At 32.3% G+C, this 26,717-nt stretch carries 28 protein-coding genes; 26 read left to right on the forward strand and 2 right to left on the reverse strand.

The window, feature by feature from the left end:
- The first annotated feature begins 4 nt into the window (after positions 1–4).
- The 9 genes from Q2T46_RS00080 (at position 5) to Q2T46_RS00120 (ending at position 7,375) form a co-directional block, all read left to right on the forward strand.
- The gene (locus Q2T46_RS00080) at positions 5–1,603 is read left to right on the forward strand and encodes a DAK2 domain-containing protein (protein ID WP_303265734.1); all 1,599 of its coding nucleotides are present in this window, start codon (positions 5–7) and stop codon (positions 1,601–1,603) included.
- 8 nt (positions 1,604–1,611) lie between these two features.
- Entirely contained in the window at positions 1,612–3,660 is a 2,049-nt protein-coding gene (gene recG, locus Q2T46_RS00085) for an ATP-dependent DNA helicase RecG (protein WP_303264789.1), read from the forward strand.
- Between the two features lie 19 nt (positions 3,661–3,679).
- On the forward strand, positions 3,680–4,522 hold the full coding sequence (locus tag Q2T46_RS00090; protein WP_303264788.1) for a DegV family protein: 843 nt from the start codon (positions 3,680–3,682) through the stop codon (positions 4,520–4,522).
- Positions 4,523–4,632: 110 nt separating this feature from the next.
- Positions 4,633–4,860, forward strand: a complete 228-nt coding sequence (locus Q2T46_RS00095) for an alpha/beta-type small acid-soluble spore protein (RefSeq protein WP_013297986.1) — start codon at positions 4,633–4,635, stop codon at positions 4,858–4,860.
- Between the two features lie 169 nt (positions 4,861–5,029).
- A complete protein-coding gene (locus tag Q2T46_RS00100; RefSeq protein ID WP_013297986.1) occupies positions 5,030–5,257 on the forward strand; it encodes an alpha/beta-type small acid-soluble spore protein in 228 nt (75 codons plus the stop codon).
- A gap of 169 nt (positions 5,258–5,426) precedes the next feature.
- The gene (locus Q2T46_RS00105; RefSeq protein ID WP_013297985.1) at positions 5,427–5,654 is read left to right on the forward strand and encodes an alpha/beta-type small acid-soluble spore protein; all 228 of its coding nucleotides are present in this window, start codon (positions 5,427–5,429) and stop codon (positions 5,652–5,654) included.
- 211 nt (positions 5,655–5,865) lie between these two features.
- On the forward strand, positions 5,866–6,450 hold the full coding sequence (gene rsmD, locus Q2T46_RS00110; protein WP_303264787.1) for a 16S rRNA (guanine(966)-N(2))-methyltransferase RsmD: 585 nt from the start codon (positions 5,866–5,868) through the stop codon (positions 6,448–6,450).
- Complete coding sequence (gene coaD, locus Q2T46_RS00115; protein ID WP_303264786.1) at positions 6,419–6,898, forward strand: pantetheine-phosphate adenylyltransferase; 480 nt, start codon at positions 6,419–6,421, stop codon at positions 6,896–6,898. The genes rsmD and coaD overlap by 32 nt, the downstream gene beginning before the upstream one ends.
- A 12-nt stretch (positions 6,899–6,910) precedes the next feature.
- Entirely contained in the window at positions 6,911–7,375 is a 465-nt protein-coding gene (locus Q2T46_RS00120) for an ATPase (RefSeq protein ID WP_303264785.1), read from the forward strand.
- On the opposite strand, the gene ylbJ is transcribed toward Q2T46_RS00120, so the two are convergent.
- Both ylbJ and Q2T46_RS00130 read right to left on the reverse strand, forming a co-directional pair.
- On the reverse strand, positions 7,376–8,539 hold the full coding sequence (gene ylbJ, locus Q2T46_RS00125) for a sporulation integral membrane protein YlbJ (RefSeq protein WP_303264784.1): 1,164 nt from the start codon (positions 8,537–8,539) through the stop codon (positions 7,376–7,378). It abuts the gene before it with no gap.
- Positions 8,540–8,600: 61 nt separating this feature from the next.
- Positions 8,601–9,806: a nucleotidyltransferase gene (locus tag Q2T46_RS00130; RefSeq protein WP_303264783.1), complete on the reverse strand. Its 1,206-nt coding sequence runs from the start codon at positions 9,804–9,806 to the stop codon at positions 8,601–8,603.
- A 149-nt stretch (positions 9,807–9,955) separates the two neighbouring features.
- Between Q2T46_RS00130 and pta the strand changes: the two genes are divergently transcribed.
- From pta to ftsY, 17 genes are all read left to right on the forward strand, one after another.
- A complete protein-coding gene (pta, locus tag Q2T46_RS00135) occupies positions 9,956–10,942 on the forward strand; it encodes a phosphate acetyltransferase (protein ID WP_303264782.1) in 987 nt (328 codons plus the stop codon).
- A gap of 28 nt (positions 10,943–10,970) precedes the next feature.
- Positions 10,971–12,173 carry an acetate kinase gene (locus tag Q2T46_RS00140; RefSeq protein WP_303264781.1) on the forward strand — a complete coding sequence of 401 codons (1,203 nt, stop codon included), beginning with the start codon at positions 10,971–10,973 and terminating at the stop codon, positions 12,171–12,173.
- A gap of 64 nt (positions 12,174–12,237) precedes the next feature.
- Positions 12,238–12,729, forward strand: coding sequence for a DUF177 domain-containing protein (locus Q2T46_RS00145; protein ID WP_303264780.1), 492 nt, complete (start codon positions 12,238–12,240; stop codon positions 12,727–12,729).
- Positions 12,730–12,741: 12 nt separating this feature from the next.
- Positions 12,742–12,924 carry a 50S ribosomal protein L32 gene (rpmF, locus tag Q2T46_RS00150; protein ID WP_013297976.1) on the forward strand — a complete coding sequence of 61 codons (183 nt, stop codon included), beginning with the start codon at positions 12,742–12,744 and terminating at the stop codon, positions 12,922–12,924.
- Positions 12,925–13,030: 106 nt separating this feature from the next.
- Positions 13,031–13,621, forward strand: coding sequence for a transcription factor FapR (fapR, locus tag Q2T46_RS00155; RefSeq protein ID WP_303264779.1), 591 nt, complete (start codon positions 13,031–13,033; stop codon positions 13,619–13,621).
- Positions 13,618–14,619, forward strand: coding sequence for a phosphate acyltransferase PlsX (gene plsX, locus Q2T46_RS00160; protein ID WP_303264778.1), 1,002 nt, complete (start codon positions 13,618–13,620; stop codon positions 14,617–14,619). The genes fapR and plsX overlap by 4 nt, the downstream gene beginning before the upstream one ends.
- A complete protein-coding gene (locus Q2T46_RS00165) occupies positions 14,606–15,607 on the forward strand; it encodes a beta-ketoacyl-ACP synthase III (protein WP_303264777.1) in 1,002 nt (333 codons plus the stop codon). The genes plsX and Q2T46_RS00165 overlap by 14 nt, the downstream gene beginning before the upstream one ends.
- Before the next feature lie 10 nt (positions 15,608–15,617).
- Positions 15,618–16,562, forward strand: a complete 945-nt coding sequence (fabK, locus tag Q2T46_RS00170; protein WP_303264776.1) for an enoyl-[acyl-carrier-protein] reductase FabK — start codon at positions 15,618–15,620, stop codon at positions 16,560–16,562.
- The gene (gene fabD, locus Q2T46_RS00175) at positions 16,562–17,494 is read left to right on the forward strand and encodes an ACP S-malonyltransferase (protein ID WP_303264775.1); all 933 of its coding nucleotides are present in this window, start codon (positions 16,562–16,564) and stop codon (positions 17,492–17,494) included. The genes fabK and fabD overlap by 1 nt, the downstream gene beginning before the upstream one ends.
- Positions 17,494–18,237 carry a 3-oxoacyl-[acyl-carrier-protein] reductase gene (gene fabG, locus Q2T46_RS00180; RefSeq protein WP_303264774.1) on the forward strand — a complete coding sequence of 248 codons (744 nt, stop codon included), beginning with the start codon at positions 17,494–17,496 and terminating at the stop codon, positions 18,235–18,237. The genes fabD and fabG overlap by 1 nt, the downstream gene beginning before the upstream one ends.
- A gap of 40 nt (positions 18,238–18,277) precedes the next feature.
- A complete protein-coding gene (acpP, locus tag Q2T46_RS00185; protein ID WP_013297969.1) occupies positions 18,278–18,508 on the forward strand; it encodes an acyl carrier protein in 231 nt (76 codons plus the stop codon).
- Between the two features lie 58 nt (positions 18,509–18,566).
- A complete protein-coding gene (gene fabF / locus Q2T46_RS00190; RefSeq protein WP_303264773.1) occupies positions 18,567–19,796 on the forward strand; it encodes a beta-ketoacyl-ACP synthase II in 1,230 nt (409 codons plus the stop codon).
- A gap of 13 nt (positions 19,797–19,809) precedes the next feature.
- A complete protein-coding gene (rnc, locus tag Q2T46_RS00195) occupies positions 19,810–20,511 on the forward strand; it encodes a ribonuclease III (protein ID WP_303264772.1) in 702 nt (233 codons plus the stop codon).
- Positions 20,508–21,572, forward strand: coding sequence for an elongator complex protein 3 (locus Q2T46_RS00200; RefSeq protein ID WP_303264771.1), 1,065 nt, complete (start codon positions 20,508–20,510; stop codon positions 21,570–21,572). Before rnc ends, Q2T46_RS00200 begins: the two co-directional genes overlap by 4 nt.
- A 96-nt stretch (positions 21,573–21,668) precedes the next feature.
- Positions 21,669–21,929: a stage V sporulation protein S gene (locus Q2T46_RS00205; RefSeq protein WP_013297966.1), complete on the forward strand. Its 261-nt coding sequence runs from the start codon at positions 21,669–21,671 to the stop codon at positions 21,927–21,929.
- Between the two features lie 82 nt (positions 21,930–22,011).
- Complete coding sequence (gene smc / locus Q2T46_RS00210; protein WP_303264770.1) at positions 22,012–25,563, forward strand: chromosome segregation protein SMC; 3,552 nt, start codon at positions 22,012–22,014, stop codon at positions 25,561–25,563.
- A gap of 15 nt (positions 25,564–25,578) precedes the next feature.
- Positions 25,579–26,541: a signal recognition particle-docking protein FtsY gene (gene ftsY, locus Q2T46_RS00215; protein WP_303264769.1), complete on the forward strand. Its 963-nt coding sequence runs from the start codon at positions 25,579–25,581 to the stop codon at positions 26,539–26,541.
- The last annotated feature ends 176 nt before the right edge of the window (positions 26,542–26,717 follow it).

Raw genomic sequence — 26,717 nt, forward strand, 5'->3', positions numbered from 1 at the left:
AATACTGTTGGATCATATAGATGGTAAAACTTTAAAACTTTTATTTAAAGGTGGGGCTCAATATTTATCAAATAAATCTGATGAAGTGAATAAATTAAATGTCTTTCCGGTTCCAGATGGTGATACTGGTTCTAATATGGCATACACTTTAAATTATGCTGTTAAAGAAATGGAAAAAGCATCCGATAATATAAACGATATATTAAATAGTCTTTCAAGGGGTGCTTTGCTGGGAGCCAAGGGAAATTCGGGTGTGATTTTGTCACAAATTATTAGAGGATTTGCTAAAAGCCTTTTAAATCACGATATAATCACTACAAAAGATTTTGCAGAAGCGCTAAATATGGGTTCTTCTGTTGCTTATAAAGCAGTGATGAAACCTACTGAAGGGACTATTCTGACTGTTGTTAAAGACTGTGCCAATAAAGCTTTAAAATTAAGCAAAATAAAGGACTTTGAAGTATTTATTGATGGGATTGTAAAAGCTGCTGCAGAATCAGTTGAAAGGACTCCTGATTTGCTACCTGTATTGAAACAGGCTGGTGTAGTCGATTCTGGTGGTAAAGGGTTTTTGTTTATATTGTTAGGAATGCTGGAAACAATAAAAGGACATGAAGTTGTTCAAGAATATACAACAAACGATGTTTCTACAAATGAAGCTGACCTGACAAATATAAATTTCAAATATTGTACGGAAATGCTTATAAATGCCAATTCACAAATGTCTTATAAGTTGAAAAGTGAAATAGAATCTTTTGGTGACAGTTTAATTGTTGTTGGTGATGACGATCTTATAAAAGTGCATATTCATACAAATAATCCTGGTTTAGTACTGCAAGAGGGCTTAAAGTATGGTGATTTATTAAAGGTCAAAATTGACAATATGAAAATTCAACATGAAAATATCATATTGGAAACAAAAAATAATTTAAAACAAGATAATAGTCTTCCTGCTAAAAAATATGGATTTTTGGCTGTATCTCCTGGAGATGGAATAAGTAAAATATTCAAAGAATTAGGATGTGACGTTGTAATTGATGGGGGACAAACTATGAATCCTAGTGCTTTGGATATTTTAAAGGGGTTAGAAAAAATAAATACTGAAAATATAATTGTCTTTCCAAATAATAAGAACATAATCATGACTTGTGAACAAGCCATGTCGATGTCTGATAAAAACATATATGTGATCGCTACTGAAAGTTTCAATCAGGCAGTCAGTGCAATAATAAATGTCGATGCAAATATGAGTATAGATGATGTAATAAGAAGCATAAATGATACAATTGAGAAAATTACAACAATAGAAATAACATATTCTATAAGGGACTCAGTTATTGATGGAATAAATATTAAAAGTGGTGACATATTAGGATTTGTAGATGGTAAATTTACTGCAATTGGTACTGATTATAACGAAGTCGCTTTAAAAATTATAAGCGATAATATATCTGATGATGCTTCTATAATAACTATTTATTATGGTAAAGATGTTTCGAAAGATAAAGCAAAGGACTTACAAGATTTTATTTCATTTGACGGAGATATAGACATTCAATATGGTGGACAGCCCTTGTATTATTATGTAATTTCCATTGAATAGGTGATTATATGGATCTTTCAAAATCTATACAATATGTAAAGGGAGTAGGTCCTAAAAGAGCTATATTATTAAAAAAAATTGGCATAGAAACAGTAAAGGATGCGCTGGAATATTATCCAAAAGAATATGAAAATAGAGATAAAATAATACCAATAGATATGCTTAAGATCGGTGAAAAGCAGACTTTTAAGGCTTATATAGCGGGTAAAGCAAGGGAATATAAAGTAAAAAGATTAACTATTACAAAGATACCTGTTAAAGATGGAAGTGGTGCGGTTGAACTTGTTTGGTATAATCAGCCGTACATAAAGAGCAATTTTAAATTAGGTGAAGAATATATTATAAATGGCAAAGTTTCTTATAAATATGGACAGATATATGTAGAGAATCCGATTATGGATAGAAGCGATAGTCTAAATATCAATGCTGGAAGGATTGTGCCAATATATAAATTAACTGAAGGACTGAGCCAAAAAGTTATAAGGAATATAATTTTCAATCTTTTGAAAGAATATTTAAATGACATAGAAGAAATATTTGATGAAAATTTTTTAGAAGAATATAATTTGCTAGATATTAAAAGTGCAATAAAAAATATACATTTTCCTGAGTCTTCAAAAATGCTTGAAAAATCCAAATATAGACTTGTTTTTCAAGAATTTTTTATTTTGCAATTAGGGTTAGCTTTGATAAAAAATAAATACAATGAAGGAAAAACAGGTATAAAGTTTAAACGTGTCGATTTAAAAGATTTTTTTAGCAAGTTAAAATTTCGCCTTACACAAGCGCAGGAGAGAGTTTTAAATGAAATACTTGATGATATGTGTTCAGGGAAAGTAATGAATAGGCTTTTGCAAGGCGATGTTGGCTCAGGAAAGACGATTATAGCAGCAGCAGCCATGTATGTCGCTGTGAAAAACGGATATCAGGCTTCTATAATGGCTCCGACAGAAATACTTGCAAAACAGCATTATTATACTTTAAAAGAACTATATGACGAATTAAATATAAAAATTGAATTGCTTACTGGAAGTATTGGTACTAGAAAGAAAAACAATATTATTGAGGGAATTAGAAATGGCGAAATTGATATATTAGTTGGTACTCATTCTTTAATTGAGGAAAATGTACAATTCAAAAATTTAGGTTTAGCAATAACTGATGAGCAACACAGGTTTGGCGTTCGACAAAGAGCCGTATTTAAAGAAAAAGGTGAACAAACGGATGTCTTAGTGATGACGGCAACGCCTATACCAAGAACATTGGCACTTATGTTATATGGTGATTTAGATATATCTGTGATAGATGAATTGCCACCGGGACGAAAGAAAATAGAGACATATGCAATAAGTGCTACTTTAAGAGATAGAGCATATAAATTTGTCATAAATGAAGTAAAAAAAGGACGTCAAGCGTATATTGTTTGTCCATTAATAGAAGATTCAAACCTGATTAATGCAAAATCGGCAGAAGTTGTATATGAAGAGATTTACAAAGGGGTTTTTAAAGAATTTAGAGTTGGTTTAGTACATGGTGGAATGAACTCAAATGATAAGAATAAAGTTATGAATGAATTTGTTAATGGGAAAATAGATATATTAGTGTCTACAACGGTTATAGAAGTTGGCGTGAATGTGCCAAATGCTTCAGTTATTGTTATTGAAAATGCTGAAAGATTTGGGTTGGCACAACTTCATCAATTAAGAGGACGTGTAGGAAGATCATCGCATCAATCTTATTGTATCCTTATAGCATATTCATATTCAGATGTTGTTAAAAAAAGATTGAAAGTGATGACTGAAACTAATGATGGTTTTAAAATTGCTGAAAAAGATTTGGAAATAAGAGGACCAGGTGAATTTTTTGGTGTAAAGCAGCATGGATTGCCAGAATTGAAATTAGCAAATATTTTTGAAGATATTGAAATATTGAAATTGGCTCAAAAAGCTGTTGAAAAATTTTTAAACAACGATATTACATTCAAAAGGCATGATAAGATGAAAGCCGAACTAATTGAGCGATTTAAAGATAAATTGGAAGGGATTGTATTAAATTAACATGAGGGAGGAAATCAAAATGAGCAAGATTGCTATAGTTACAGACAGTGTATCAGATATACCTGATGACATAGTAAAATTGTACGATATTTATGTTGTTCCCTTGACTATTGACATTGATGGTGTATCTTACAAAGATGGGATAGATATAAAAAAAGATTATTTCTACGATCTGTTAAATTCAGGGAAAACGCCGACAACATCTCAAATATCTCCAATTGAATTTATGGAAGTTTTTAGCGATTTATTAAAAAGCTATGATGAAATTATCTGCATTCTATTGTCATCTAAATTGAGTGGTACATACCAATCAGCATTATTGGCTAAAGAAAACTTAAAAAATTCAAAAATAACAGTGCTCGATTCGAAAAACTTTTCGTTAGGTTCTGGACTTTTAGTTATAGAAGCTGCTAAAATGGCTCGAAACGGTAGTACAAGAGATGAGATAGTTGGCAAAATCAATGACATGATACCAAAAATAAGTTATATAATGATTTTTGATTCTTTAGAATATCTTTATAGAGGTGGAAGATTAAAAAAATCACAGGCTATACTAGGTAGTATTTTAAATATAAAGCCTATTTTAGTCAATAATGATGGAGAGTTAGAAATAAAAGATAAGGTACGAGGAAGAAAAAATGCAATAAAGTGGATAATAAACTATATGAAAGAAACAAATGTTAATTTCAAAAGAAAGGAGATAGGATTGCTGCACACTGATAGAGAAGAGTTTATGCTTGAAATTGAAAATGCCATTAGAAACGAGTTTGGAGTTGCGAATTTTATTAAGAATAGAGCTGGTTGCTCAGCTGGCGTTCATGCAGGTCCATATGCAGTTGGTATATTTTTTGAATTAGATTAAATAATAAACCATTTTTATCACCTTTATACAATTTTGCTAATGAAATTATAGTTTATAGAAATTCTTTTTGGGTAAATTAATATTGAAATCATTAAATGGAGGTGATAAAAATGGCAGCAGGTTCAGAGACAAAGAATCCGCTTGTAGTAAGAGAAGCAAAGCAAGCTATGAGCAAATGGAAATATGAAATAGCAAGCGAACTTGGAATAAATCCTCCAGCCGATGGTTATTGGGGTACACTTACATCCCGTGATTGCGGTGCTGTAGGTGGCCATATGGTAAGAAAAATGATCCAAATGGCTGAAAGCCAAATCGCTAATAAAGGTACACTTAGATAATAAAAAGATACCCTTCGGGGTATCTTTTTTAAATAAACTTATTTACGAAAAATAAATTATGTAAAATTAAAAATTAAATATCGTTTTATATATATGAAAATATTAACATGTATATATAAATTGTATATGGATAAATTAATATTGAAATCATTAAATGGAGGTGATAAAAATGGCAGCAGGTTCAGAGACAAAGAATCCGCTTGTAGTAAGAGAAGCAAAGCAAGCTATGAGCAAATGGAAATATGAAATAGCAAGCGAACTTGGAATAAATCCTCCAGCCGATGGTTATTGGGGTACACTTACATCCCGTGATTGCGGTGCTGTAGGTGGCCATATGGTAAGAAAAATGATCCAAATGGCTGAAAGCCAAATCGCTAATAAAGGTACACTTAGATAATAAAAAGATACCCTTCGGGGTATCTTTTTTAAATAAACTTATTTACGAAAAATAAATTATGTAAAATTAAAAATTAAATATCGTTTTATATATATGAAAATATTAACATGTATATATAAATTGTATATGGATAAATTAATATTGAAATCATTAAATGGAGGTGATAAAAATGGCAGCAGGTTCAGAGACAAAGAATCCGCTTGTAGTAAGAGAAGCAAAGCAAGCTATGAGCAAATGGAAATATGAAATAGCAAGCGAACTTGGAATAAATCCTCCAGCCGATGGTTATTGGGGTACACTTACATCCCGTGATTGCGGCGCTGTAGGTGGTCATATGGTAAGAAAAATGATCCAAATGGCTGAAAGCCAAATCGCTAATAATGGAACATTGAAATAGTTAAATAAAAGGGTAGCCTGTATGGTTACCCTTTTTAATTAAAATAATCCAGGTAGTTGACTACCTGGATTGGGAGAGGAGAAATTGAAGGAAGAATTTTGGGGAAATTGGTTTCCCAATTATATTATTTTCCATATTTCAAATTTTTTATACATTATTTTGTATCTTATCGTAAAATATGCTAAAATATTTTAGTATTGGAGGTGTAATTTTGAGGGTTATATCTGGAAAAGCCAAAGGTAGAAAATTAAAATGCCCACCAGGAAAAGCAATAAGACCTACATCTGACATGGTTAAAGAGTCATTATTTAATATTATTGGTGCTGATATATATAATTCAAGATTTTTAGATTTATTTTCTGGAACTGGAAGTATCGGTATCGAAGCATTAAGCAGAGGTGCTAATATTTGCTACTTTGTAGAAAAAGTATATAATAATATTAAATATATAAACGATAATATAAAGTTACTTGATTCAACTGACAATGCAAAAGTTTTGCATATGGATGTCCTTGATGCTTTATATTATTTCAGCAAAAATAACATTAAATTTGATATTATATACATAGATCCACCATACTACAAAAATTTATATGTGGAACCATTAAATAAAATCAGCGAATATAAACTATTGGATTCATGTGGTTACATAATTGTTGAACATCACAAAAATGATATTTTAAATGATAAATATGGAAACTTGCAAAAAGTTAGAGTTAAGAAATACGGCGAAACTGTATTAACTTTTTATAAGGAGGCAGCAAATGAATATAGCAGTGTATCCAGGGAGCTTTGATCCAGTAACAAATGGACATTTAGATATAATTAAAAGAGGGGCAAAAGTTTTCGATAAATTAATTGTAGCAGTGTTAATTAATCCATCAAAAACTCCTATGTTTTCAGTAGAAGAGAGAGTTGAAATGTTAAAAGAAGTAACATCTGATATTGAAAATGTGGAAATCGATTGTTTTTCTGGTTTGCTTATTGAATACCTAGAAAAAGTTAATTCAAAAATAATTGTTAAAGGCTTACGAATGGTTTCAGACTTTGAATATGAATTTCAGATGGCATTGATAAATAAAAAGCTTAATCCCGAAGTCGAAACAATATTTTTTATGACCAGCAATAAATATGGCTATTTAAGCTCTAGCATAGTAAAGGAAGTCGCAAGTTTTGGGGGGTGTTTATCGGATCTCGTTCCAGATTCAGTTATAAAGCACATATTTAAAAAACTAAAAAAATAAGGGGGCATTTTATTGGAAGCGACTGATAACCTTGAGGTTTTAGAATTATTAGATACATTAGAAGACTACATAGAGAATAGTTCTACGATACCATTATCACAAAAAACATTAGTAAACAAAGAGGAAATTCTTGAAATTATAAAGCAGATAAGAATTAAAATTCCTGATGAATTAAAAAGGGCTGAATGGATCAAGCAGGAAAGACAAAAAATATTGATTGAAGCACAGCAAGATGCAGAAACAATTTTAAAAGAGGCTGAACAAAGAATAAATCAAATGGTAAACGAAAGTGAAATAGTTAAAAAAGCTGAGAAAAAAGCGTCAGAAATTATAGCTCAAGCTCAGACAAATGCTAAGGAAATTAGACTTGGAAGCAAAGATTACGCTGATGAGTTATTAGCTAAACTTGAAAAAAATGTTACAGAACTTTTAAATACAATAAAAAACAATAGAGATGAGCTAAGAGGCATAAAATAATCATGCCTCTTTTTTTGTCAACGATAAGATGATTATCAGAAAAATTATCGTCAACAACAGTGCAATAAATATGTATGATGAGGTTTCAAACATGTTTAACATAGTTTTTACATTTCCTTGAAAGAAAACTTCTGATACCGAGGTCTCACCAATGTTCATAAATTTCAGAAATATATAAGAAAATAATGCAGCCATAATGCTATGTATTATTTTTGCAATGAAATACGGGAAGTAATTTATCTTTGTACTGTTTATAACGCCTATTACCTGACCATGAGTTGAAAAACCACCCCATGCTAATATTGAGCTTACTAAGATGACTTTTTGAAATAATGGCGCTGTTGCTTGGCTAATCAAGCTGGAACCTATTGTTATTTCCATTAGTCCACTAATATATCCCGGTATTAAGCTCTTATTAAATCCTATTATTTCAAAAACAGGTGCTAGTATTTTTCCTATAATATTAATTAATCCGTAAACTTTTAAGAATTCTATTAAAACAGAAAAAGCAATTATATATCCACCAATGACGATCATTGTGTTCATGGATGTTGTAACAGCAGTACCTAAAATTTCACCAAAATTAGTATTAATATAATTAGATTTGTTTTTAGCGCCTTTACTTAAATTAAAATTCTTTCTATTTTCTTCCTTAAACTTATGTTTTCTAAATATGATACCTGTTGCAAATGAGCCCAGGTAATTTGATAACATTACAATATATCCAATTTTTGGGTTGTTAAACATGCCCATAGCAACAACACCTAGCATGAATAGCGGGCCTGAGTTGTTGCAAAATGTCATCAATCTTTCTGCTTCCGATGTGTTTAAAAGTTTTTCTTCCCATAATCTTTTTATTACTTGAGCTCCGACAGGATAACCAGACGTATAGCCGACTGCCATAGCAAAAGCTCCATTTCCAGAGACATTAAACAAAGGCCGCATTATAGGTTCTAAAAATTTTCCAATGTTTTTTACGAATCCTAGCTGTAACAATAATTCAGAGCCAATAAAAAATGGAAGCAAAGCAGGAAATACTGTAAACAGCCATAAATTAATTCCTGCTTTTGCTGCTGAGAGAGAATTTTTTGGGAATACAATAATTGAAACAACAATAAACAGTACTGATATAACTAGAAGATTTCTTGATTTATTTTCTTTCAAAATATTTCCCCCTTTTATGTTTCCACATTATATTTTTATTTAAAAGGGGATGATAAAATGACTATTTTATTACAATAAACTTTTTGGTAAAATCTAGTCCTGACACTGAGTCATTCTCATATGCTAGAGTATATATGTCAGTTGCTTTAATATCCTTTTCGAACATATATGTATCAGACAATATTTTTTTATAGTTTGAAACCTTTGTTATAATTGGTATTTCAGTCTTATTTTTAATCATCTTTAAAAGTTCAAGGCCCTTTTTATTCGCCCCTAATATTCTTATGTAGTTTGGGCCATCGTACCTTGAATATATATTGGATTCTATGCCTAATAAAACATGCAGTAATATTCTTCTTATTCTGCTTTCTGTGTACCTTTTAGTTTTTATATAGCCTATGATTTCATCTACATTATTGAAAAGGGATGAAGCCCTTTTAATGCGATTTTGCAATCCTTCTGTAACATCAAAAACATTTTCGATACTATAATTGTTTCTTAGCAGATATGTTATTATATTGCTAAAATTCTCTAGAGTGACTGGTCCATGACCTTTATCAATACAACTTTTTAAAATTTCAATAGAATATTCTGGCATATACTTGCTCAATACAGAGTAATCTTTATTTATTATAACTTCTCTTAAATATGTAGCACTAGCAAAAGAATCCTCCGCTTTCATAGAATTATATCCAGGGCCGAGTCTTTTTATGGTTACAGGCTTGATATTGCTATTTATCTTTATCAAGCTTTTTATGTATTCAATGCCAAGTATGTTATTAGGATTTCCAACTATATCATTAATATTTGCTCCAAAATACTCTGACAGAGCTATTTCACGTGCTTTTGCATAAGTTATTCCTCTTTTTAAATAACTTTTTAAAATCACTTTATAATCTTCTGGTTCGTTTAAAAGGAATTTTGATATTTTATATAATTTATCAATTGAACCCAATTCACTCCCAAATGAAATATAGTCAATGACATTTAGTGAATCTAACAGCTTTACTGCTCCATATGCGAAATTTTCTGCTGTAGAGACTGCATATATTGTTGGCAATTCTATTACTAAGTCAATGCCTGATAATAATGCGGTTTCTGCTCTTGACCACTTGTCAATAATAGATGGTATTCCTCGTTGAACAAAGTTACCACTCATAATTGCAATGACAAAATCTGCACCTGTTGTTTCAATTGATTTTTTTATATGGTATATGTGCCCATTGTGGAGAGGATTATATTCTACAATTACTCCCAAAATACTCATTATTAAAAACCTTTCTAAAAAATGTTTGTTTTTTACTTATTATTTTATAAAAAATATGTTAAAATGTAAAATGTGTATACAATATATTTCTCCATTTTTAATTTTGGAGAAAATATTAACATAAATAATTAAAAGGAAGGGAAGATTTTATGAGTATTATTCAAAACATTATTGAAAAAGCAAAAAGCAATAAAAAGAAAATAGTTTTGCCAGAAGGTGCAGAGCCAAGAACGCTGAAAGCGGCCGATATAGTGCTGAAGGAAGGGATTGCAGATTTAATCCTTTTAGGAAACGCAGATGAGATAAGAAACGCTGCTGGAGGATTAGATATCTCAAAAGCCGAGATTATCGATCCTCTAAAGTCAGAAAAATTTGATAAATATGCAAGTGACTTCTATGAACTCAGAAAAAGTAAGGGGATTACGCTGGAAAAAGCTAAAGAGACTATTAAAGATAATATTTATTTTGGCTGTATGATGGTAAAAGAAGGTTATGCAGACGGATTGGTATCTGGAGCTATTCATGCGACTGCTGATTTACTAAGGCCAGCATTTCAAATTATAAAAACAGCGCCAAATGCAAAGATTGTATCAAGCTTTTTTATAATGGAAGTTCCTAATTGTGAATTTGGTGAAAATGGAGTATTTTTGTTTGCTGATTGTGCTGTTAATCCGTCACCAAATGCAGAAGAACTTGCATCTATAGCAGTACAATCTGCAAATACTGCAAAAACTTTATTGGGGATGGAACCAAGGGTTGCTATGCTTTCATTTTCAACGAAAGGCAGCGCATCACATGAATTAGTCGATAAAGTGAGAACAGCTACTGAAATTGCTAAAAATTTGATGCCAGATGTAGCAATAGATGGTGAATTGCAATTAGATGCTGCACTTGTTAAAGAAGTAGCCGAGTTAAAAGCACCTGGAAGTCCTGTTGCAGGACGTGCTAATGTGCTTATATTCCCTGATTTACAAGCAGGTAATATTGGTTATAAGCTCGTACAAAGATTGGCAAAAGCAAATGCTATAGGTCCGATAACGCAAGGAATGGGAGCACCTGTAAATGACTTATCTAGAGGATGCAGCTATAAAGACATTATTGATGTAATTGCTACAACGGCTGTACAAGCTCAATAAAAAAGCTATGGTATGGAGGATGAAAATTATGAAAATACTTGTTATAAATTGTGGAAGTTCATCATTAAAGTATCAATTAATCGAATCAAAGGATGGAAATGTTTTAGCTAAAGGCCTTGCTGAAAGAATAGGGATAAACGATTCGCTTTTAACACACAATGCAAACGGCGAAAAAATAAAAATAAAAAAAGATATGAAAGACCACAAGGATGCAATTAAATTAGTTTTGGATGCATTGGTAAATAGTGATTACGGTGTTATAAAGGATATGTCAGAAATTGATGCAGTTGGACATAGAGTTGTACATGGAGGAGAATATTTTACTTCATCTGTTCTTATAAATGATGATGTTTTAAAGGCGATAACAGATTGCATAGAATTAGCTCCTCTGCATAACCCCGCAAACATAGAAGGAATTAAAGCCTGTAAGCAAATTATGCCAGACGTTCCAATGGTTGCTGTTTTTGATACAGCCTTTCATCAGACAATGCCTGATTATGCTTATCTTTATCCGATTCCATATGAGTACTATACAAAGTATAAAATTAGAAAATATGGATTTCATGGTACATCCCATAAATATGTTTCACAGAGGGCGGCAGAAATACTTAATAAACCTATTGAAAGTTTGAAAATTATAACATGCCATCTTGGAAATGGTTCAAGCATAGCTGCAGTTAAAAATGGAAAATCAATAGATACAAGCATGGGATTTACACCGTTAGAAGGTTTGGCTATGGGAACACGTTCAGGAAGCATTGATCCATCTATAATTTCATATCTAATGGAGAAAGAAAATATTACTGCAGAAGAAGTAGTCAACATATTGAATAAAAAGTCAGGCGTATATGGTATTTCAGGAATAAGTAGTGATTTTAGAGATTTGGAGGATGCTGCTTTTAAAAATGGTAACAAGAGAGCACAACTTGCATTAAATGTATTTGCATATCGTGTAAAAAAGACAATAGGCTCTTACGCAGCAGCAATGGGTGGTGCTGATGTCATTGTGTTCACGGCAGGTATTGGTGAAAATGGTCCTGAAGTAAGAGAGTTTATACTTGATGGATTGGAATTTTTAGGTTTCAAACTAGACAAAGATAAAAATAATGTAAGAGGTAAAGAAGCTATAATATCGACCGCAGATTCAAAGGTATATGTTATGGTTGTGCCGACTAATGAGGAGTATATGATTGCAAAGGATACTGAAAAGATTGTAGAGAGTATAAAATAGTATTCTTGACAAATGTTTACCCCATTAGTATAATTAATTTTGGCAATTATATTGGGGTGAGAAAATGAAAATAGATTTATCAAAGATTAAGGGACATAGGGGACGTAGCATTGAAGTTAATTACGTTGAAAATTTAAGTGTTCTGGAGGTAAATAACAACAGCTACGTAGTCAGTAAACCAATCAGTGTTACAGGAAACATAACGCATGATAGTGAAGGTATAATTTTAAAGCTCTTAGTCCGTGGCGCTATTAAAGTTACATGTGATAGATGCCTTGAGGAATTTGAGCACGAATTTATAATTTCAATAGATGAAATCTTAAATGAAGCTGATGAAGACTATTCATATGAAGTAGAAGATGACAAATTAGATTTAACTAAGATTGTCATTGAAAATGTAGAACTTTCTCTTCCTATGAAGTTTGTTTGCTTACCTGGTTGTAAGGGTCTATGTCCTATTTGTGGTAAAAATCTTAATCATGAAAAATGCGATTGCCAAATAAAAGAAGTTGATCCACGCCTTTCAGTTTTGAATAAATTACTGCAGAAAATGTAGGAGGTGTATTTTATGCCAGTTCCAAAGCGTAGAACATCGAAAGCAAGAAGGGACAAAAGAAGACATAGTCATAGTTTGGCAATACCTGCTTATGTATTATGTCCACAGTGCCATGAGCCAAAGTTACCTCACAGAGTTTGTTTAAGCTGTGGTTATTATGATGGCAAAGAGGTATTGAAAGTAGAAGAAAAGTAATGGAGTTAACTCTATTACTTTTCTTTTTATTTCTTGACTTTTATATATTCTGTAATTTATAATTATGAGTAAGTCATAAAAACAACTTATATTTGGAGCTGATAATGTGGCCACCAAGCTAAATAAAAAAGAGAGATTAAGACAATTAAAGATTGAGATAGATAAAAATCCATTTTACACTGATGATGAGCTTGCTGAGCTGTTTTCAGTAAGCGTACAGACAATAAGACTTGACAGGATGGAACTTGGAATCCCAGAGCTTAGGGAGAGAATTAAAAATGTTGCAGAAGAGAACTATCGTAAAGTAAAAGCGATAGTTGGAAGTGAGATAGTTGGTGAGCTTATCGATTTAGAACTGGGCAAAAGTGGCATATCTGTTTTTGAGCCGACACCTGATATGGCTTTTCTAAAGACAAAAATTATTAGGGGACATTATATATATTCACAGGCAGAGTCTTTGGCGATTTCTGTAATTGATGCTGATGTTGCGTTGATAGGCGTAGCAAATATAAAATATAAATATCCAGTAAGGATAGGTGATCGTCTTGTTGCAAAGGCAGAGGTTATCAGAAGAAGAGGGAATAAATATTTCGTATGGGTTATGATAAAAGTAAAAAATAAGGAAGTTTTTAGAGGTAAGTTTATTTTAGTATCATTAGAAAGTGATAATACTGAAAAGGAGATGCAACAATCTTGAGAATAGCAGTTGATGCTATGGGTGGCGATTATGCACCACTTGAAATAATAAAAGGGGCTTATAAGGCTTTAGAGAATTTTAACATAGAAATTGTCCTTATAGGGAATAAAGACCATTTAGATAAATATGTTAAAGAACAAAAAGGTTTGACTGTAGTACATACGACAGAAATGATCACAAACAATGAACCACCCGTGGCGGCAATCAGGAAAAAGAAAGATTCTTCTATGGCGGTTGGTATTGATATGCTAAAGAAAGGAGAAGTAGATGCTTTTTTATCAGCAGGAAATACGGGTGCATTGATGGCTGGTTCGCTTTTAAAAATCGGTAGAATTAAAGGAATAGACAGACCCGCCTTGGCTCCGATTTTACCAACATTAAATGGTGCTACAATTTTGCTTGATGCAGGATCTAATACTGATTGCAAACCAATAAATCTGTTTCAATTTGCTGTAATGGGAAATGTATATGCACAAAAGATGTTAAATATAGATAATCCTAAAATAGGCTTATTTAATATAGGAGCAGAAGAAGAAAAAGGAAATGAACTGACAAAACAGGTATACGATTTAATCAAAAATTCCCAGTTAAACTTTATTGGTAATGTTGAAGGCAGAGATATAGCGTATGGAATTGCTGATGTTGTTACTTGTGATGGATTTGTTGGTAATGCAATATTGAAGTCAATGGAAGGAACTGCATCTGTAATCTCTTCATTGTTAAAACAGGAGCTTCAAAGAAATTTATTGACAAAACTAGGTGCAATTTTAATTTATAATGGTTTGAAAAATATTGTTAAGAAGATGGATTATACGGAATATGGCGGGGCTCCACTTCTTGGTATAAAAAAACCAGTTATTAAAGCACATGGGAGTTCAAAATCAAAGGCAATTTTTAATGCCATAAGACAGGCAAAGACGATCGTTGAAATGGATGTCATATCTCACATACAAAGGGAAATAGAATTGATTGGAGATGATATAAGTGTCGCAAAATAATACTTTTAAGGCTGGTATTCTTGGGACAGGGAGTTTTCTTCCAGAAAATAGGTTGACAAATAAAGATTTGGAAAAGATGGTTGATACATCTGATGAGTGGATTGTATCTAGGACAGGCATAAAAGAAAGGCGTATAGCTCCGCCATCTATGACAACATCGTATATGGCAACAGAAGCTGCAAAAAAGGCTATTGAAGATGCTAAAATAACTGCTGAAGATATAGATTTAATAATAGTTGCGACTGTAGTTCCAGATATGAACTTCCCATCTACAGCATGTCTTGTGCAAGCGAATATTGGTGCTATAAAAGCAGCAGCATTTGACATAGAGGTTGGCTGTTCCGGATTTATATATGGACTTTCTATTGCGAAACAGTTTATTGAAAATGGTACATATAAGAATGTACTTGTAATAGCTGCTGATGTGCTTTCTAAGATAACAAACTGGGAAGATAGAAATACTTGTGTTTTATTTGGGGATGGTGCCGGAGCTGCAATAGTAGGACAAGTAAAAGATGGATATGGAATTTTAGATAATTTTATTGGTGCTGATGGAAAAGATGGCATGCATCTTTATATGCCTGCTGGTGGCTCACGAATGCCTGCTTGTGAGGAATCTGTTAAGAATAAACTGCATACAATTCACATGAATGGACAGGAAGTTTTTAAATTTGCCGTAAATGTTATGAATACTGCTACTATAGAAGTTTTAAATAGATGCGGATTAAAACCCGAAGATGTAGATATTTTTATACCGCATCAGGCTAATATCAGAATAATAGATGCAGCAATGAAAAAATTAAAATTGTCTAAAGAAAAAGTTTTTATAAATCTCGATAGGTATGGCAATATGTCCGCAGCGTCTGTTGCTGTTGCATTGGATGAAGCTTTGAAAGCTGGTAAAATAAAAAATGGTGATATTATACTGATGGTAGCATTTGGAGCTGGCTTGACATGGGGTTCAACTGTAATAAAGTGGTTTAAATAGGGGTGAAAATATGTTAAATACAAAAATTACGGATTTATTTGGTTTGAAATATCCTATATTTCAAGGTGGAATGGCATGGGTTGCAACGGCTGAGTTAGCTGCTGCAGTTTCAAATGCCGGCGGTCTTGGTATTATTGGTGCAGGGAATGCACCTGCAAGCTTTGTAAGAGAGCAAATACAGAAAGCCAGAACATTGACTGATAAACCTTTTGGTGTTAATGTAATGTTGATGTCACCATTTGTGGATGAGGTAATGGAAATAGTTTTAGAAGAAAGAGTAAGTATGATAACGACAGGTGCTGGCAATCCAGGGAAATATATAAGCAGATTAAAAGAAAGAAATATAAAAGTTGTGCCAGTTGTACCATCTGTTGCATTGGCTAAAAGAATGGAATCTATTGGTGCAGACGCAGTAATAGCAGAGGGAACCGAGTCGGGAGGGCATATAGGTGAGCTTACAACTATGGCTCTTGTGCCGCAAGTTGTTGATGCTGTTAGTATTCCTGTAATAGCAGCAGGTGGTATTGGTGACGGTAGAGGTGTTGCAGCTGCTTTTTGCCTTGGAGCATCTGGTGTACAACTGGGTACACGATTTGTATGTTCGACAGAATGCACAGCAAATGAAAAATACAAGCAGTACATTGTAAATGCAAGGGACAGAGATGCAGTTGTAACTGGAAGGGCGACTGGACATCCAGTCAGGTCTTTAAAGAACCACCTTACAAGGGAATTTGAAAAAGCTGAGCAAAATGGAGCGTCTAAAGAGGAACTGGAGAAATTAGGAGAAGGCAAATTGAGGGATGCTGTAGTATATGGTGACGTTTTAAATGGTTCTGTTATGGCTGGTCAAATATCAGGCCTTATAAATGATATAAAGCCTGCAAAAGAGATAATAGAAGAATTATTTGATGATGCTCAAAAGATTATTAAAAATCTATATGGAGGCTTGGAATAATGAAAATTGCATTTATTTATCCAGGTCAAGGTGCGCAATATGCTGGAATGGGAAAAGAAATCTATGATAACTTTAGTGAAGCAAGAGAAGTTTTTGAAGAAGCTAATGATTCATTAGGATATAATATTGCAAGACTTTGCTTTGAAGGCCCCGATGAAGAACTTATGAAGACGGAAAACACTCAACCAGCTATTTTGACGGTAAGCATTGCGTTGACAAAAGTTTTGTCAAATAAAGGTATAAAGGCAGATGTGACTGCTGGTTTAAGTTTAGGAGAATACAGTGCACTTGTATATTCAGGTGTACTATCGTTTAAGGATGCAGTGAAGCTTGTAAAAAAGAGAGGCGAATATATGCAAAATGCTGTTCCTATAGGAATCGGAGGAATGGCAGCAATTATAGGACTTGATAATGAAACTGTAGAAAACATATGCTGTGATGTAAAAGATGTTGGAATTGTGGAGCCGGCAAATTATAATTGTCCAGGTCAGTTATCAATAGCAGGTGAAATTAAAGCATTAGAAAAGGCTGTTGAACTAGCTAAGGCAAAAGGTGCGAAAAAAGCTGTTATGCTTCCAGTAAGTGCTCCATTCCACTGCAGCATGCTTAAAGAAGCTGGCATTAAGTTAGAAGGAGATTTGAAACAAATCTATACATATGATATGTCTGTTCCTGTCATAACTAATGTTACTGCAGACTACCTGAAGATGGATGAAGTGAAGAAGATGTTGGTAAAACAGGTAAGCAGTCCTGTTTTGTGGGAACAATCTATACGAAAAATGATTGAAGATGAGGTAGATACATTTGTTGAGATAGGTCCAGGTAAAACTCTGACAGGATTCATGAAAAGGATAGATAAGACCAAAAAAGCGTTAAATTTTGAAGATATGGGTACGCTTGTTAAACTTCTATCGAGTTTGGAGGTAAATTAATGGAAAGGGAAATAAAAACAGCATTAGTGACAGGAGGCGGAAGAGGGATAGGCAAGGCTATCGCCTTAAAACTAGCAGAAGATGGTTACAATGTCGTCATTAATTATTCAAAAAGTTCAAAAGATGCTGATGATACAGTTTTAGAAGCCAAGAAATTCGGTGTAGACGCATATGCAATTAAATGTGATATTTCTGATTTTAGAGAAGTTGAAAAAATGGTGGATGATATCATAAAAAGATATGGCAATATAGATGTTGTAGTTAACAATGCCGGAATTACAAAAGACAATTTGATTCTTCGAATGTCAGAAGAAGATTGGGATAATGTGATAGATATAAATTTAAAAGGGACTTTTAATGTAATAAAATTTGTTTCTAAGTATATGATAAAAAGAAGAAAAGGCAAAATTATAAATATATCCTCAGTAGTAGGTATTGTTGGAAATGCTGGACAGGCGAATTATGCATCATCAAAGGCGGGAATTATTGGATTGACAAAATCTTTGGCTAAAGAATTAGCATCGCGCGGCATTACAGTCAATGCAGTTGCGCCAGGTTTTATTGAAACAGATATGACAAAAATATTAAGTGATTCTGTAAAATCTGCAATGATAAATTCAATTCCATTAAAAAGAGCAGGAAAACCACAGGATATAGCAAATGTTGTGTCTTTTCTTGCTAGCAATGCTTCAGATTATATTACAGGACAAGTAATTAATGTTGACGGAGGAATGGTAATGTAATATTATTCTAATATGAATGTTTTGAGAGGAGGTGAACTTTATGGAATTTGAAAAAATTAGAGATATTATTGTAGAGCAATTAGGCGTAGATCCAGAAGAAGTTACTATGGAATCATCTTTTATAGATGACCTTGGAGCAGATTCATTAGATATTGTTGAATTAATTATGGCACTTGAGGAAGAATTTGATGTTGAAATTCCTGATGAAGATGCGGAAAAAATTAAAACTGTTGGTGATGTAGTGGAGTATTTGAAAAATCTTGAAAAATAATGTTAAGTCCCGCTTTTGCGGGACTTAATTCGATAATTTATTTAACGGAGGATTATCTATGAACAGGGTTGTAATAACTGGTATAGGAGCTATAACTCCAATTGGAAATAGTATAGATGAGCTGTGGGATTCACTTATTAATGGCAGGTCTGGAATTGATAAAATCACGAGATTTGATGTTTCCTTATATCCTACGAAATTAGCAGCCGAAGTAAAAGATTTTGAACCAACTGAATATATAGATAAAAAAGAAGCAAAAAGAATGGACAGATTTACACAATTTGCGTTGGCATCTGCAAAAATGGCTTTGATTGATTCTGGACTTGACTTAGAGAAAGAGGATCTAGATAGAATAGGAGTTATATATGGATCTGGAATAGGCGGTATAGAGACATTAGAAAATCAGCAAAATATACTAAAAGAGAAAGGTCCTGGTAGAGTAAGTCCGTTTTTTGTTCCAATGATGATAGCAGATATGGCTGCAGGACTAATATCTATTACTTTTGGTCTTAAAGGACATAATGAGACAATAGTTAACGCTTGTGCTTCCAGTACAAACGCCATAGGTGATGCCTTCAAGGTTATTGAAAGAGGCGATGCTGATGTAATTGTAACAGGCGGAAGCGAAGCTGCTATAACACCTCTAGCAATTGCAGGATTTTGTTCGATGAAAGCAATGTCTACAAATGATGATCCTAAAACAGCATGTAGACCTTTCGACGCCAATAGAGATGGTTTTATAATGGGGGAAGGCTCTGCGACGCTTATACTTGAATCGTTAGAGCATGCTATAAAAAGAGGTGCAAAAATTTACTGTGAAATTGTAGGATATGGAGCTACTGCTGATGCATATCATATTACGGCTCCAGCGCCTGAAGGTGCGGGTGCATCGAGGGCGATGAAACTAGCTTTAAAGGATGCTGACATTATTCCTGAAGATATAGATTATATTAATGCACATGGAACTTCTACAGAATACAATGACAAATATGAAACTATGGCAATTAAAAATGTATTTGGACAACATGCGTACAAGCTAAAAGTTAGTTCAACAAAATCTATGACTGGTCATATGCTTGGAGCATCGGGGGCTGTCGAAGCAGTAGCAACAGTACTTGCGATTAAGAATGGAATTGTTCCACCTACGATTAATTATGAGACGCCAGATCCTGAGTGTGATTTAGATTATGTTCCAAACAAGGCATTAGAAATGGAAATAAATTATGCTTTATCAAATTCATTTGGTTTTGGAGGACATAATGCTACATTAGTATTCAAAAAATATTGAAAGAGGAACAATCATGGAAATCAGTAATAAATATAATAATCTAGAGAAAAACATAGGTTATGTTTTTAACAACAAAAAATTGCTTAAAAATGCGTTGACACATAGTTCGTGGGCCAATGAAAGCAAAAATACAGGTATAAGCAATGAAAGATTAGAATTTTTAGGCGATTCTGTTTTAAGCATAATAATTAGTGAGTATCTGTACAAAAACAGAAGCGACTTAGAAGAGGGATATTTATCTAAATACAGAGCAGAAATAGTTTGTGAACCTTCTCTTGCCAGATGTGCCAGAGAAATAGAGCTTGGTAAATACCTACTAATGGGAAAAGGTGAAGAAGTGACTGGTGGTCGTAACAGAGAGTCGATTCTTGCTGATGCTATGGAGGCATTGATAGCAGCCATTTACTTAGATTCAAATCTTGAAACCATAAGTAATATAGTTTTGAGGCTTTTTAGTGAAATAATAAAAGAAGTGTTAAGTGGACTTATATATCGTGATTATAAAACAAAGCTGCAAGAAGTTACGCAGAAAATGGGATCTGGCAAGATAAACTATAAACTTACAGATGAATTCGGCCCTGATCACAATAAAATGTTTGTCATAGAAGTTTATGTTGGTGAAAATATGCTTGGCAGAGGTATGGGAAGAAGTAAAAAGGAAGCTGAACAATATGCTGCCATGGAAGCTTTAAATAAGATGGGATTGACAAAATGAAAGATATTTATATTATACCAATTTTTATACCGCATTTAGGATGTCCACACAAATGCATATTTTGCAATCAAGATGAAATTACTGGTTTAAAGTCTACTGTTGATGAAGAATTTGTAGATAATACTATAAAAGAATATCTAAAAACTATACCAAGAGAATCGCATATTGAAGTCTCTTTTTATGGCGGAAGTTTTACAGGAATACCTTTAGAGAAACAAAAAAAATTTTTAAGAATAGCTGAAAAGTACATTAATTCAGGCGAAATTGATGCGATACGCCTTTCAACAAGACCTGACTATATAGATGAAACTATTCTTGAAAATTTAAAAAAATACGGTGTTTCGATTATAGAACTTGGCGTACAAAGCATGGACAAAGAGGTATTGCTGAAAAGCCTAAGAGGTCATACGGATGAAGATGTTAGGAAAGCTTCAAGATTAATAAAGCAATATGGTTTTACATTAGGGCTACAAATGATGATAGGCTTGCCTGGAGATAACAGGCAGAAATCGTTAAAAACGGCTGATGAAATAATTTCTCTGCAGCCGGAATTTGTAAGGATTTACCCGACTCTTGTTGTAAAAGGTACTTATCTTGAAAAGATGTACAGAGTTGGTATGTACAATCCGATTGATCTGGAAGCTGCTGTAGAATTATCAAAAATACTGTATATAAAATTTAAAAAAAATGATATAGATGTGATTAGAATCGGGTTACAAGCGACAGACGATATTAATGTTAATGGAGACGTCGTGGCAGGGCCCTTTCACCCGGCATTTGGGCAATTGGTTAAATCATCAATTGTAAAAGATATTTTAGATAGTATATTTCATAATAACAATATAAAAAATGGATTAGTAGATATTTATACTAATCCAAGATCAGCGTCGATTATAATTGGACAAAAGAGGAAAAATAAGATTTATCTAGAGAAAAAATATGATATAGAAATAAAATTAATTCAAATGGCTGATATTCCAAAAGATAATGTATATATAGGGTTTAATGGCCAATTATATAAAGATTCGATAGAAAACTACATAAATAAAGCCACTATATAATCTTTAAAAATTTTTTTATAAAAAGAAGGATTTAACAAATATATATAGAATATATATTTTGTATTCATTTTCAATTCTACTAAGGAGGTTATTATAGTGGAGGTTCTAAAAGTATCAGCTAAATCTCAACCTAAATCTGTAGCAGGAGCGTTGGCAGCAGTTTTAAGAGACAAGTCTGTGGCTGAAATACAGGCTGTTGGAGCTGGAGCCGTAAATCAAGCTGTTAAAGCGATAGCAATCGCAAGAGGATTTGTGGCACCTAATGGTATAGATTTAATTACTATACCTGCTTTTTCAGAGATAGAAATAGAAGGGGAGACCCGGACAGCTATAAAGTTCATAGTTGAGCCAAGATAATTAAAACCTGCATTGGCAGGTTTTAATTATCTTGTATGAAAAGTTGCTTTCTTTTGACAACATTAAAAACTTGGAGGGTCTTATGTTTTTAAAAAGATTAGAAATAATAGGATTTAAATCTTTTGCTGATAAAGTCATATTAAATTTTGAGAAGGGAATAACGGCAATAGTTGGTCCAAATGGAAGTGGCAAAAGCAACATATCAGATGCTGTAAGGCTTGTTTTAGGGGAACAGAGCATTAAAAGCTTGAGAGGTAATAAATTAGAAGATGTTATATTTGTCGGTACAGAGAAGAGAAAGCCTTTAAGTTTTGCTGAAGTAAATTTGACACTTGATAATAGCGATCACACGCTGCCACTGGATTTTACGGAAGTCGTCATTACCAGAAAAATATTCAGATCTGGTGAAAGTGAATTTTATATTAATAAAACTCAGTGCAGATTGAAAGACGTGTTTGAATTGTTTATGGATACGGGAATTGGAAGAGATGGATATTCTATCATTGGTCAAGGTAAAATAGACGAGATATTGGTATCACGACCAGAAGATAGAAGACAAATTTTTGAAGAAGCATCTGGAATATCAAAGTACAAATACAAGAAAGAAGAAGCTTTAAAGAAGTTGATTGCTACTAACGAAAACATAAATAGAATAAATGATATATTATGTGAGCTTCAAAATCAATTAGAACCGCTATATGAGCAAAAAGAAAAAGCTGAAATGTATACAAAGTTGCAAGAAGAGAAAAAACGAGTAGATATAACAATACATTATTTTGAAGTAGAGGAATTGTTTAAAAAGCTAAATAATCTTAAAGAAGAACAAGATATTATTGAAAAAGAGATATTAAAATTTCAATCAGAAATTGAAAATCGAAAGAAAACTCTTGATAATGAAGAATCAGAAATCAACAATTTGAAGAAAGAATTAGATATAAACAAAGAAGATTATTTTAATTCTCTAAATGATATAGAAACTATAAATGGGAAAATAGACCTTTTAAATGAAAAAATTAAAAATAGTCAAGAAAATATAGATAGGTTAAAAAAATCATTAGATGAAGGAAAAACTAAATCTACCACAATATTGAAAGACATAGAGAATATTAAAAATGATATAAAGAGAATAGAATCAAGAAAGATGGAATTGGAGGCTAATCTAATTGATCTGACTTCGAAATATGATACGATAAAAGAAGAATCTAATATTAAGCAAATGGAAGTAGAGACAGCAAAGGAAGATATTGTAGACATTTTAAATGAGGTTGCGGAAAATAAGAATAATCTTTCAACTACTGAGATAATGAGAGATAACTTATTGGAAAAATTAAATGAATTAAACAAAACACAGGAGAAGTTGTTTGGCAATATAAACAATAAAAAAGAAGAAATAATTAAAATAAGTAGTAATATACAATCGCTTAAAGAAGAAATAAAAAAATTGTATAGTGAAAAGAATTCTGTTGAAACTGATTTAGATGCTTTAGAAAATGAAATCAAAATCAGAAATGAAGAATATGGAAGAATGCTAAATGAATATAATAGTAATTTATCAAGACTGAAAGTCTTAAGAGAAATGGACAGAGATTATGAAGGCTATAGCTACAGCATAAAGAACTTAATGAAATACGTTGAAACTGATAACAAAGTTAAGCAAAATGTATTAGGTGTTGTCGGTGAACTTATTAAAGTAAAAAGTGAACATTCATTGGCTATTGAAATAGCTTTAGGCTCAGCTATTCAAGATGTCATCACAAAAACTACAGATGATGCAAAAGATTTAATATCGATCTTAAAGAAAAACAATTTTGGAAGAGCGACATTTTTACCGCTTGATAATATAAGCTATAAATCATTTGATCAATCACTAGATAATGTCGATGGTGTTGTAGGATTGGCTTCTGATATAATAGAGTACGACAAAAGAATTGAGAAAGCTATAAAATTTATTCTAGGAAGGGTAATAATAACAAGGGATATTGATACGGCACTTTTACTGACAAGAAAATTTAAAAACCAATATAAAATAGTCACGTTAAAAGGCGAAGTTATAAATCCTGGAGGCTCAATAACTGGCGGAAGCATCAATCACAAATCTCAAAACATATTAAAACGCAAGGAAGACATTAAATATGCAAGTAAGAGATGTGATAAACTAGAAAAAGATTTGAAAGAATTGGAAAAGTCAAAAGAAGGCTTAATGAGAAAGACAGAGTTAATCAAGGAAAAGCTGGATAATTTATCAAAGGATATTAACAATAGAGAAATTATTTTTGCTGAATATACAAAGAACAAAGCGACTTTAGAGAGCGAAATAGAAAAATTATCTGCCATTATAAAAGATAACGAAATAGAAAAAAGTCAAATAGAAGAAGCTATAGAAAACTATAACAAAGAAATTGAAAGTTATAAAGATAAAATTTCTATCCTCAGTGAAAAAAAATCATCGCTAGACAAAATAATTAAAGACTACAAGGACAACCGTGATAATAATAATGGCTTGCTGAATAAGTTGGAGGCAGAAATTACAAATTTAAAGATAGAATTGGCAAGATATGAGCAAAATTTACAAAATGATATTTCTAAGTTAAATGAAAAACAATTAGAATATGAAAATACGATAAAATACATCAGTGAAATTGAAAGCAGCCTTAATAAGTACGAAAGTTCTAAAATAACGTATGAGGAAGCTAAACAAAAATCTATAGAGGAAAATGTCGCTTTAAATGATAAGTTAAAATTGACCAGTAACAAGATACAAAAACTTGAAGATATGTTGAATCAGAAAGTAGATAAAAACAATGATGCTAAAAATGAGTTAATTATTTTGGAGAAGGAACACTCAAAGAGATTAGAAAAAGAACGAAGGTTGGATTTAAATATTCAAAAGATTGAGATGGAAATAGAGAATATTAAAAATCGCCTTTGGGAAGATTATGAAATAACAATTGGAAATGCTAAATCCTACTTAATCGATGAAAGCATTTCAACGTTGAGGCAGCGTTCATTAAAACTTGCTGCAATGATAAGAGATTTGGGCGTAGTTAATTTAAATTCTATAGAAGAATATAGAAATGTGAAGGAAAGATTTGATTTTTTAAAAAGACAATATGATGATTTAGTAGATGCAAGAAATTCTCTTAACTCTATTATTGACGAGACAAATAAAATTATAAAAATAAAATTTAAAGATAATTTTGAATTAATTGAAGCCCAATTTAAAGAGACATTTAAAAAATTATTTGGTGGCGGACGTGCAGAATTGATTTTAACAAATCCAGATGATCTGTTGAATACCGGAATAGAAATCAATGTTCAGCCACCTGGCAAAAAATTGCAAAATATTTCTCTTTTATCTGGTGGTGAGAAAGCATTAGTTGCAATATCGTTATTATTTGCTATGATATTAATAAGACCTACTCCGTTTTGTATACTTGATGAGATTGATGCAGCACTTGACGATGCAAATGTGGACAGGTTTGCATCTTACTTGAAGGAACTATCTAAAAATTCACAGTTTATTGTTGTCACACATAGAAAAGGTACGATGTCTGTAGCTGATACTTTATATGGAGTTACTATGCAGGAAAAAGGTGTTTCAAAATTATTATCATTGAAATTAGAAACTGCTTAGAAAGGAATGCAAAGTATGTTAAATTTCTTTAAGAAAAATAAAAAAGAAGATGCTAATTTAGAAAAAGACAAAAAAGGACTATATCAAAAATTAAAAGATGGGTTAACTAGGACAAGAAGTAATTTTACGGCAAAAATTGATGGCATTTTGTCTTTAGGAAGGAAAATAGACGACGAATTATTTGAAGAACTAGAAGAAATTTTAATTTTATCTGATGTTGGTGTAATCACGACTGAAAAAATTATAGATAATATTAAGATTAAAGCAAAGGAACAAAAAATAAAAGAAGCCGATAAGATAAAGGATCTACTTGCAGAAGAAATATACAACATCATGGAAGCTAATGAAAGACCATTCAATATAACATCTCCTGCTCTGATTTTAATTGTCGGAGTTAATGGTGTAGGTAAAACAACCACAATAGGTAAACTTGCCAATAAATATAAAAATGAAGGTAAAAAGGTCTTGCTTGTAGCTGCAGATACATTTAGAGCTGCAGCAATAGATCAATTAGAAGTTTGGGCAAGCAGAAATAATTGCGAAATAATAAGACATGAAGAAGGCTCTGATCCAGCATCAGTAGTATTTGATGGCATAAAAGCGGCAAAGGCGAGAGGTGCTGACATAATTTTGTGCGATACAGCAGGAAGGCTCCACAACAAAAAAAATCTCATGGAGGAACTAAAAAAAATATATAGAGTAGCTCAAAGAGAATTTGATAATGCAAATATTGAAACTTTATTAGTTTTAGATGCTACAACGGGTCAAAATGCGGTACAGCAAGCAAAAATCTTTAAAGAAGCAGTAAATGTAACAGGAATTATTTTGACGAAGCTTGATGGTACAGCAAAAGGCGGCATTGTAATATCGATAAAATCCGAACTTGATATACCAGTAAGGTTTATTGGCGTAGGAGAGGGAATTGACGACCTTCAAGAATTTGATTCAGAAAAATTTGTCAGAGCATTGTTTGAATGATCTTATCAAATGAAGGATTATAAGCCGGGTGAAAACCTGGCTTAGTTAGTATTATTAGAATGCTTATTATATAAGGAAATAATAAATGTTCTTGAAAATATTGATAATAGAAAGGAACTTATAAAAGTTTACGCAAAATTATCTATATTATACCTTGAATATAATGATATAGCGAA

The organism is Thermoanaerobacterium sp. CMT5567-10 (assembly GCF_030534315.2).
GTDB lineage: Bacteria > Bacillota > Thermoanaerobacteria > Thermoanaerobacterales > Thermoanaerobacteraceae > Thermoanaerobacterium.

Excerpts from the sequence above, each read along its gene's own strand:
- recG (WP_303264789.1), top strand. The coding sequence starts at position 1,612 with ATGGATCTTTCAAAATCTATACAATATGTAAAGGGAGTAGGTCCTAAA.
- Q2T46_RS00090 (WP_303264788.1), top strand. The coding sequence starts at position 3,680 with ATGAGCAAGATTGCTATAGTTACAGACAGTGTATCAGATATACCTGAT.
- Q2T46_RS00095 (WP_013297986.1), top strand. The coding sequence starts at position 4,633 with ATGGCAGCAGGTTCAGAGACAAAGAATCCGCTTGTAGTAAGAGAAGCA.
- Q2T46_RS00100 (WP_013297986.1), top strand. The coding sequence starts at position 5,030 with ATGGCAGCAGGTTCAGAGACAAAGAATCCGCTTGTAGTAAGAGAAGCA.
- Q2T46_RS00105 (WP_013297985.1), top strand. The coding sequence starts at position 5,427 with ATGGCAGCAGGTTCAGAGACAAAGAATCCGCTTGTAGTAAGAGAAGCA.
- coaD (WP_303264786.1), top strand. The coding sequence starts at position 6,419 with ATGAATATAGCAGTGTATCCAGGGAGCTTTGATCCAGTAACAAATGGA.
- Q2T46_RS00130 (WP_303264783.1), bottom strand. The coding sequence starts at position 9,806 with ATGAGTATTTTGGGAGTAATTGTAGAATATAATCCTCTCCACAATGGG.
- pta (WP_303264782.1), top strand. The coding sequence starts at position 9,956 with ATGAGTATTATTCAAAACATTATTGAAAAAGCAAAAAGCAATAAAAAG.
- Q2T46_RS00140 (WP_303264781.1), top strand. The coding sequence starts at position 10,971 with ATGAAAATACTTGTTATAAATTGTGGAAGTTCATCATTAAAGTATCAA.
- Q2T46_RS00145 (WP_303264780.1), top strand. The coding sequence starts at position 12,238 with ATGAAAATAGATTTATCAAAGATTAAGGGACATAGGGGACGTAGCATT.
- rpmF (WP_013297976.1), top strand. The coding sequence starts at position 12,742 with ATGCCAGTTCCAAAGCGTAGAACATCGAAAGCAAGAAGGGACAAAAGA.
- fabK (WP_303264776.1), top strand. The coding sequence starts at position 15,618 with ATGTTAAATACAAAAATTACGGATTTATTTGGTTTGAAATATCCTATA.
- fabD (WP_303264775.1), top strand. The coding sequence starts at position 16,562 with ATGAAAATTGCATTTATTTATCCAGGTCAAGGTGCGCAATATGCTGGA.
- fabG (WP_303264774.1), top strand. The coding sequence starts at position 17,494 with ATGGAAAGGGAAATAAAAACAGCATTAGTGACAGGAGGCGGAAGAGGG.
- acpP (WP_013297969.1), top strand. The coding sequence starts at position 18,278 with ATGGAATTTGAAAAAATTAGAGATATTATTGTAGAGCAATTAGGCGTA.
- fabF (WP_303264773.1), top strand. The coding sequence starts at position 18,567 with ATGAACAGGGTTGTAATAACTGGTATAGGAGCTATAACTCCAATTGGA.
- rnc (WP_303264772.1), top strand. The coding sequence starts at position 19,810 with ATGGAAATCAGTAATAAATATAATAATCTAGAGAAAAACATAGGTTAT.
- Q2T46_RS00200 (WP_303264771.1), top strand. The coding sequence starts at position 20,508 with ATGAAAGATATTTATATTATACCAATTTTTATACCGCATTTAGGATGT.
- smc (WP_303264770.1), top strand. The coding sequence starts at position 22,012 with ATGTTTTTAAAAAGATTAGAAATAATAGGATTTAAATCTTTTGCTGAT.
- ftsY (WP_303264769.1), top strand. The coding sequence starts at position 25,579 with ATGTTAAATTTCTTTAAGAAAAATAAAAAAGAAGATGCTAATTTAGAA.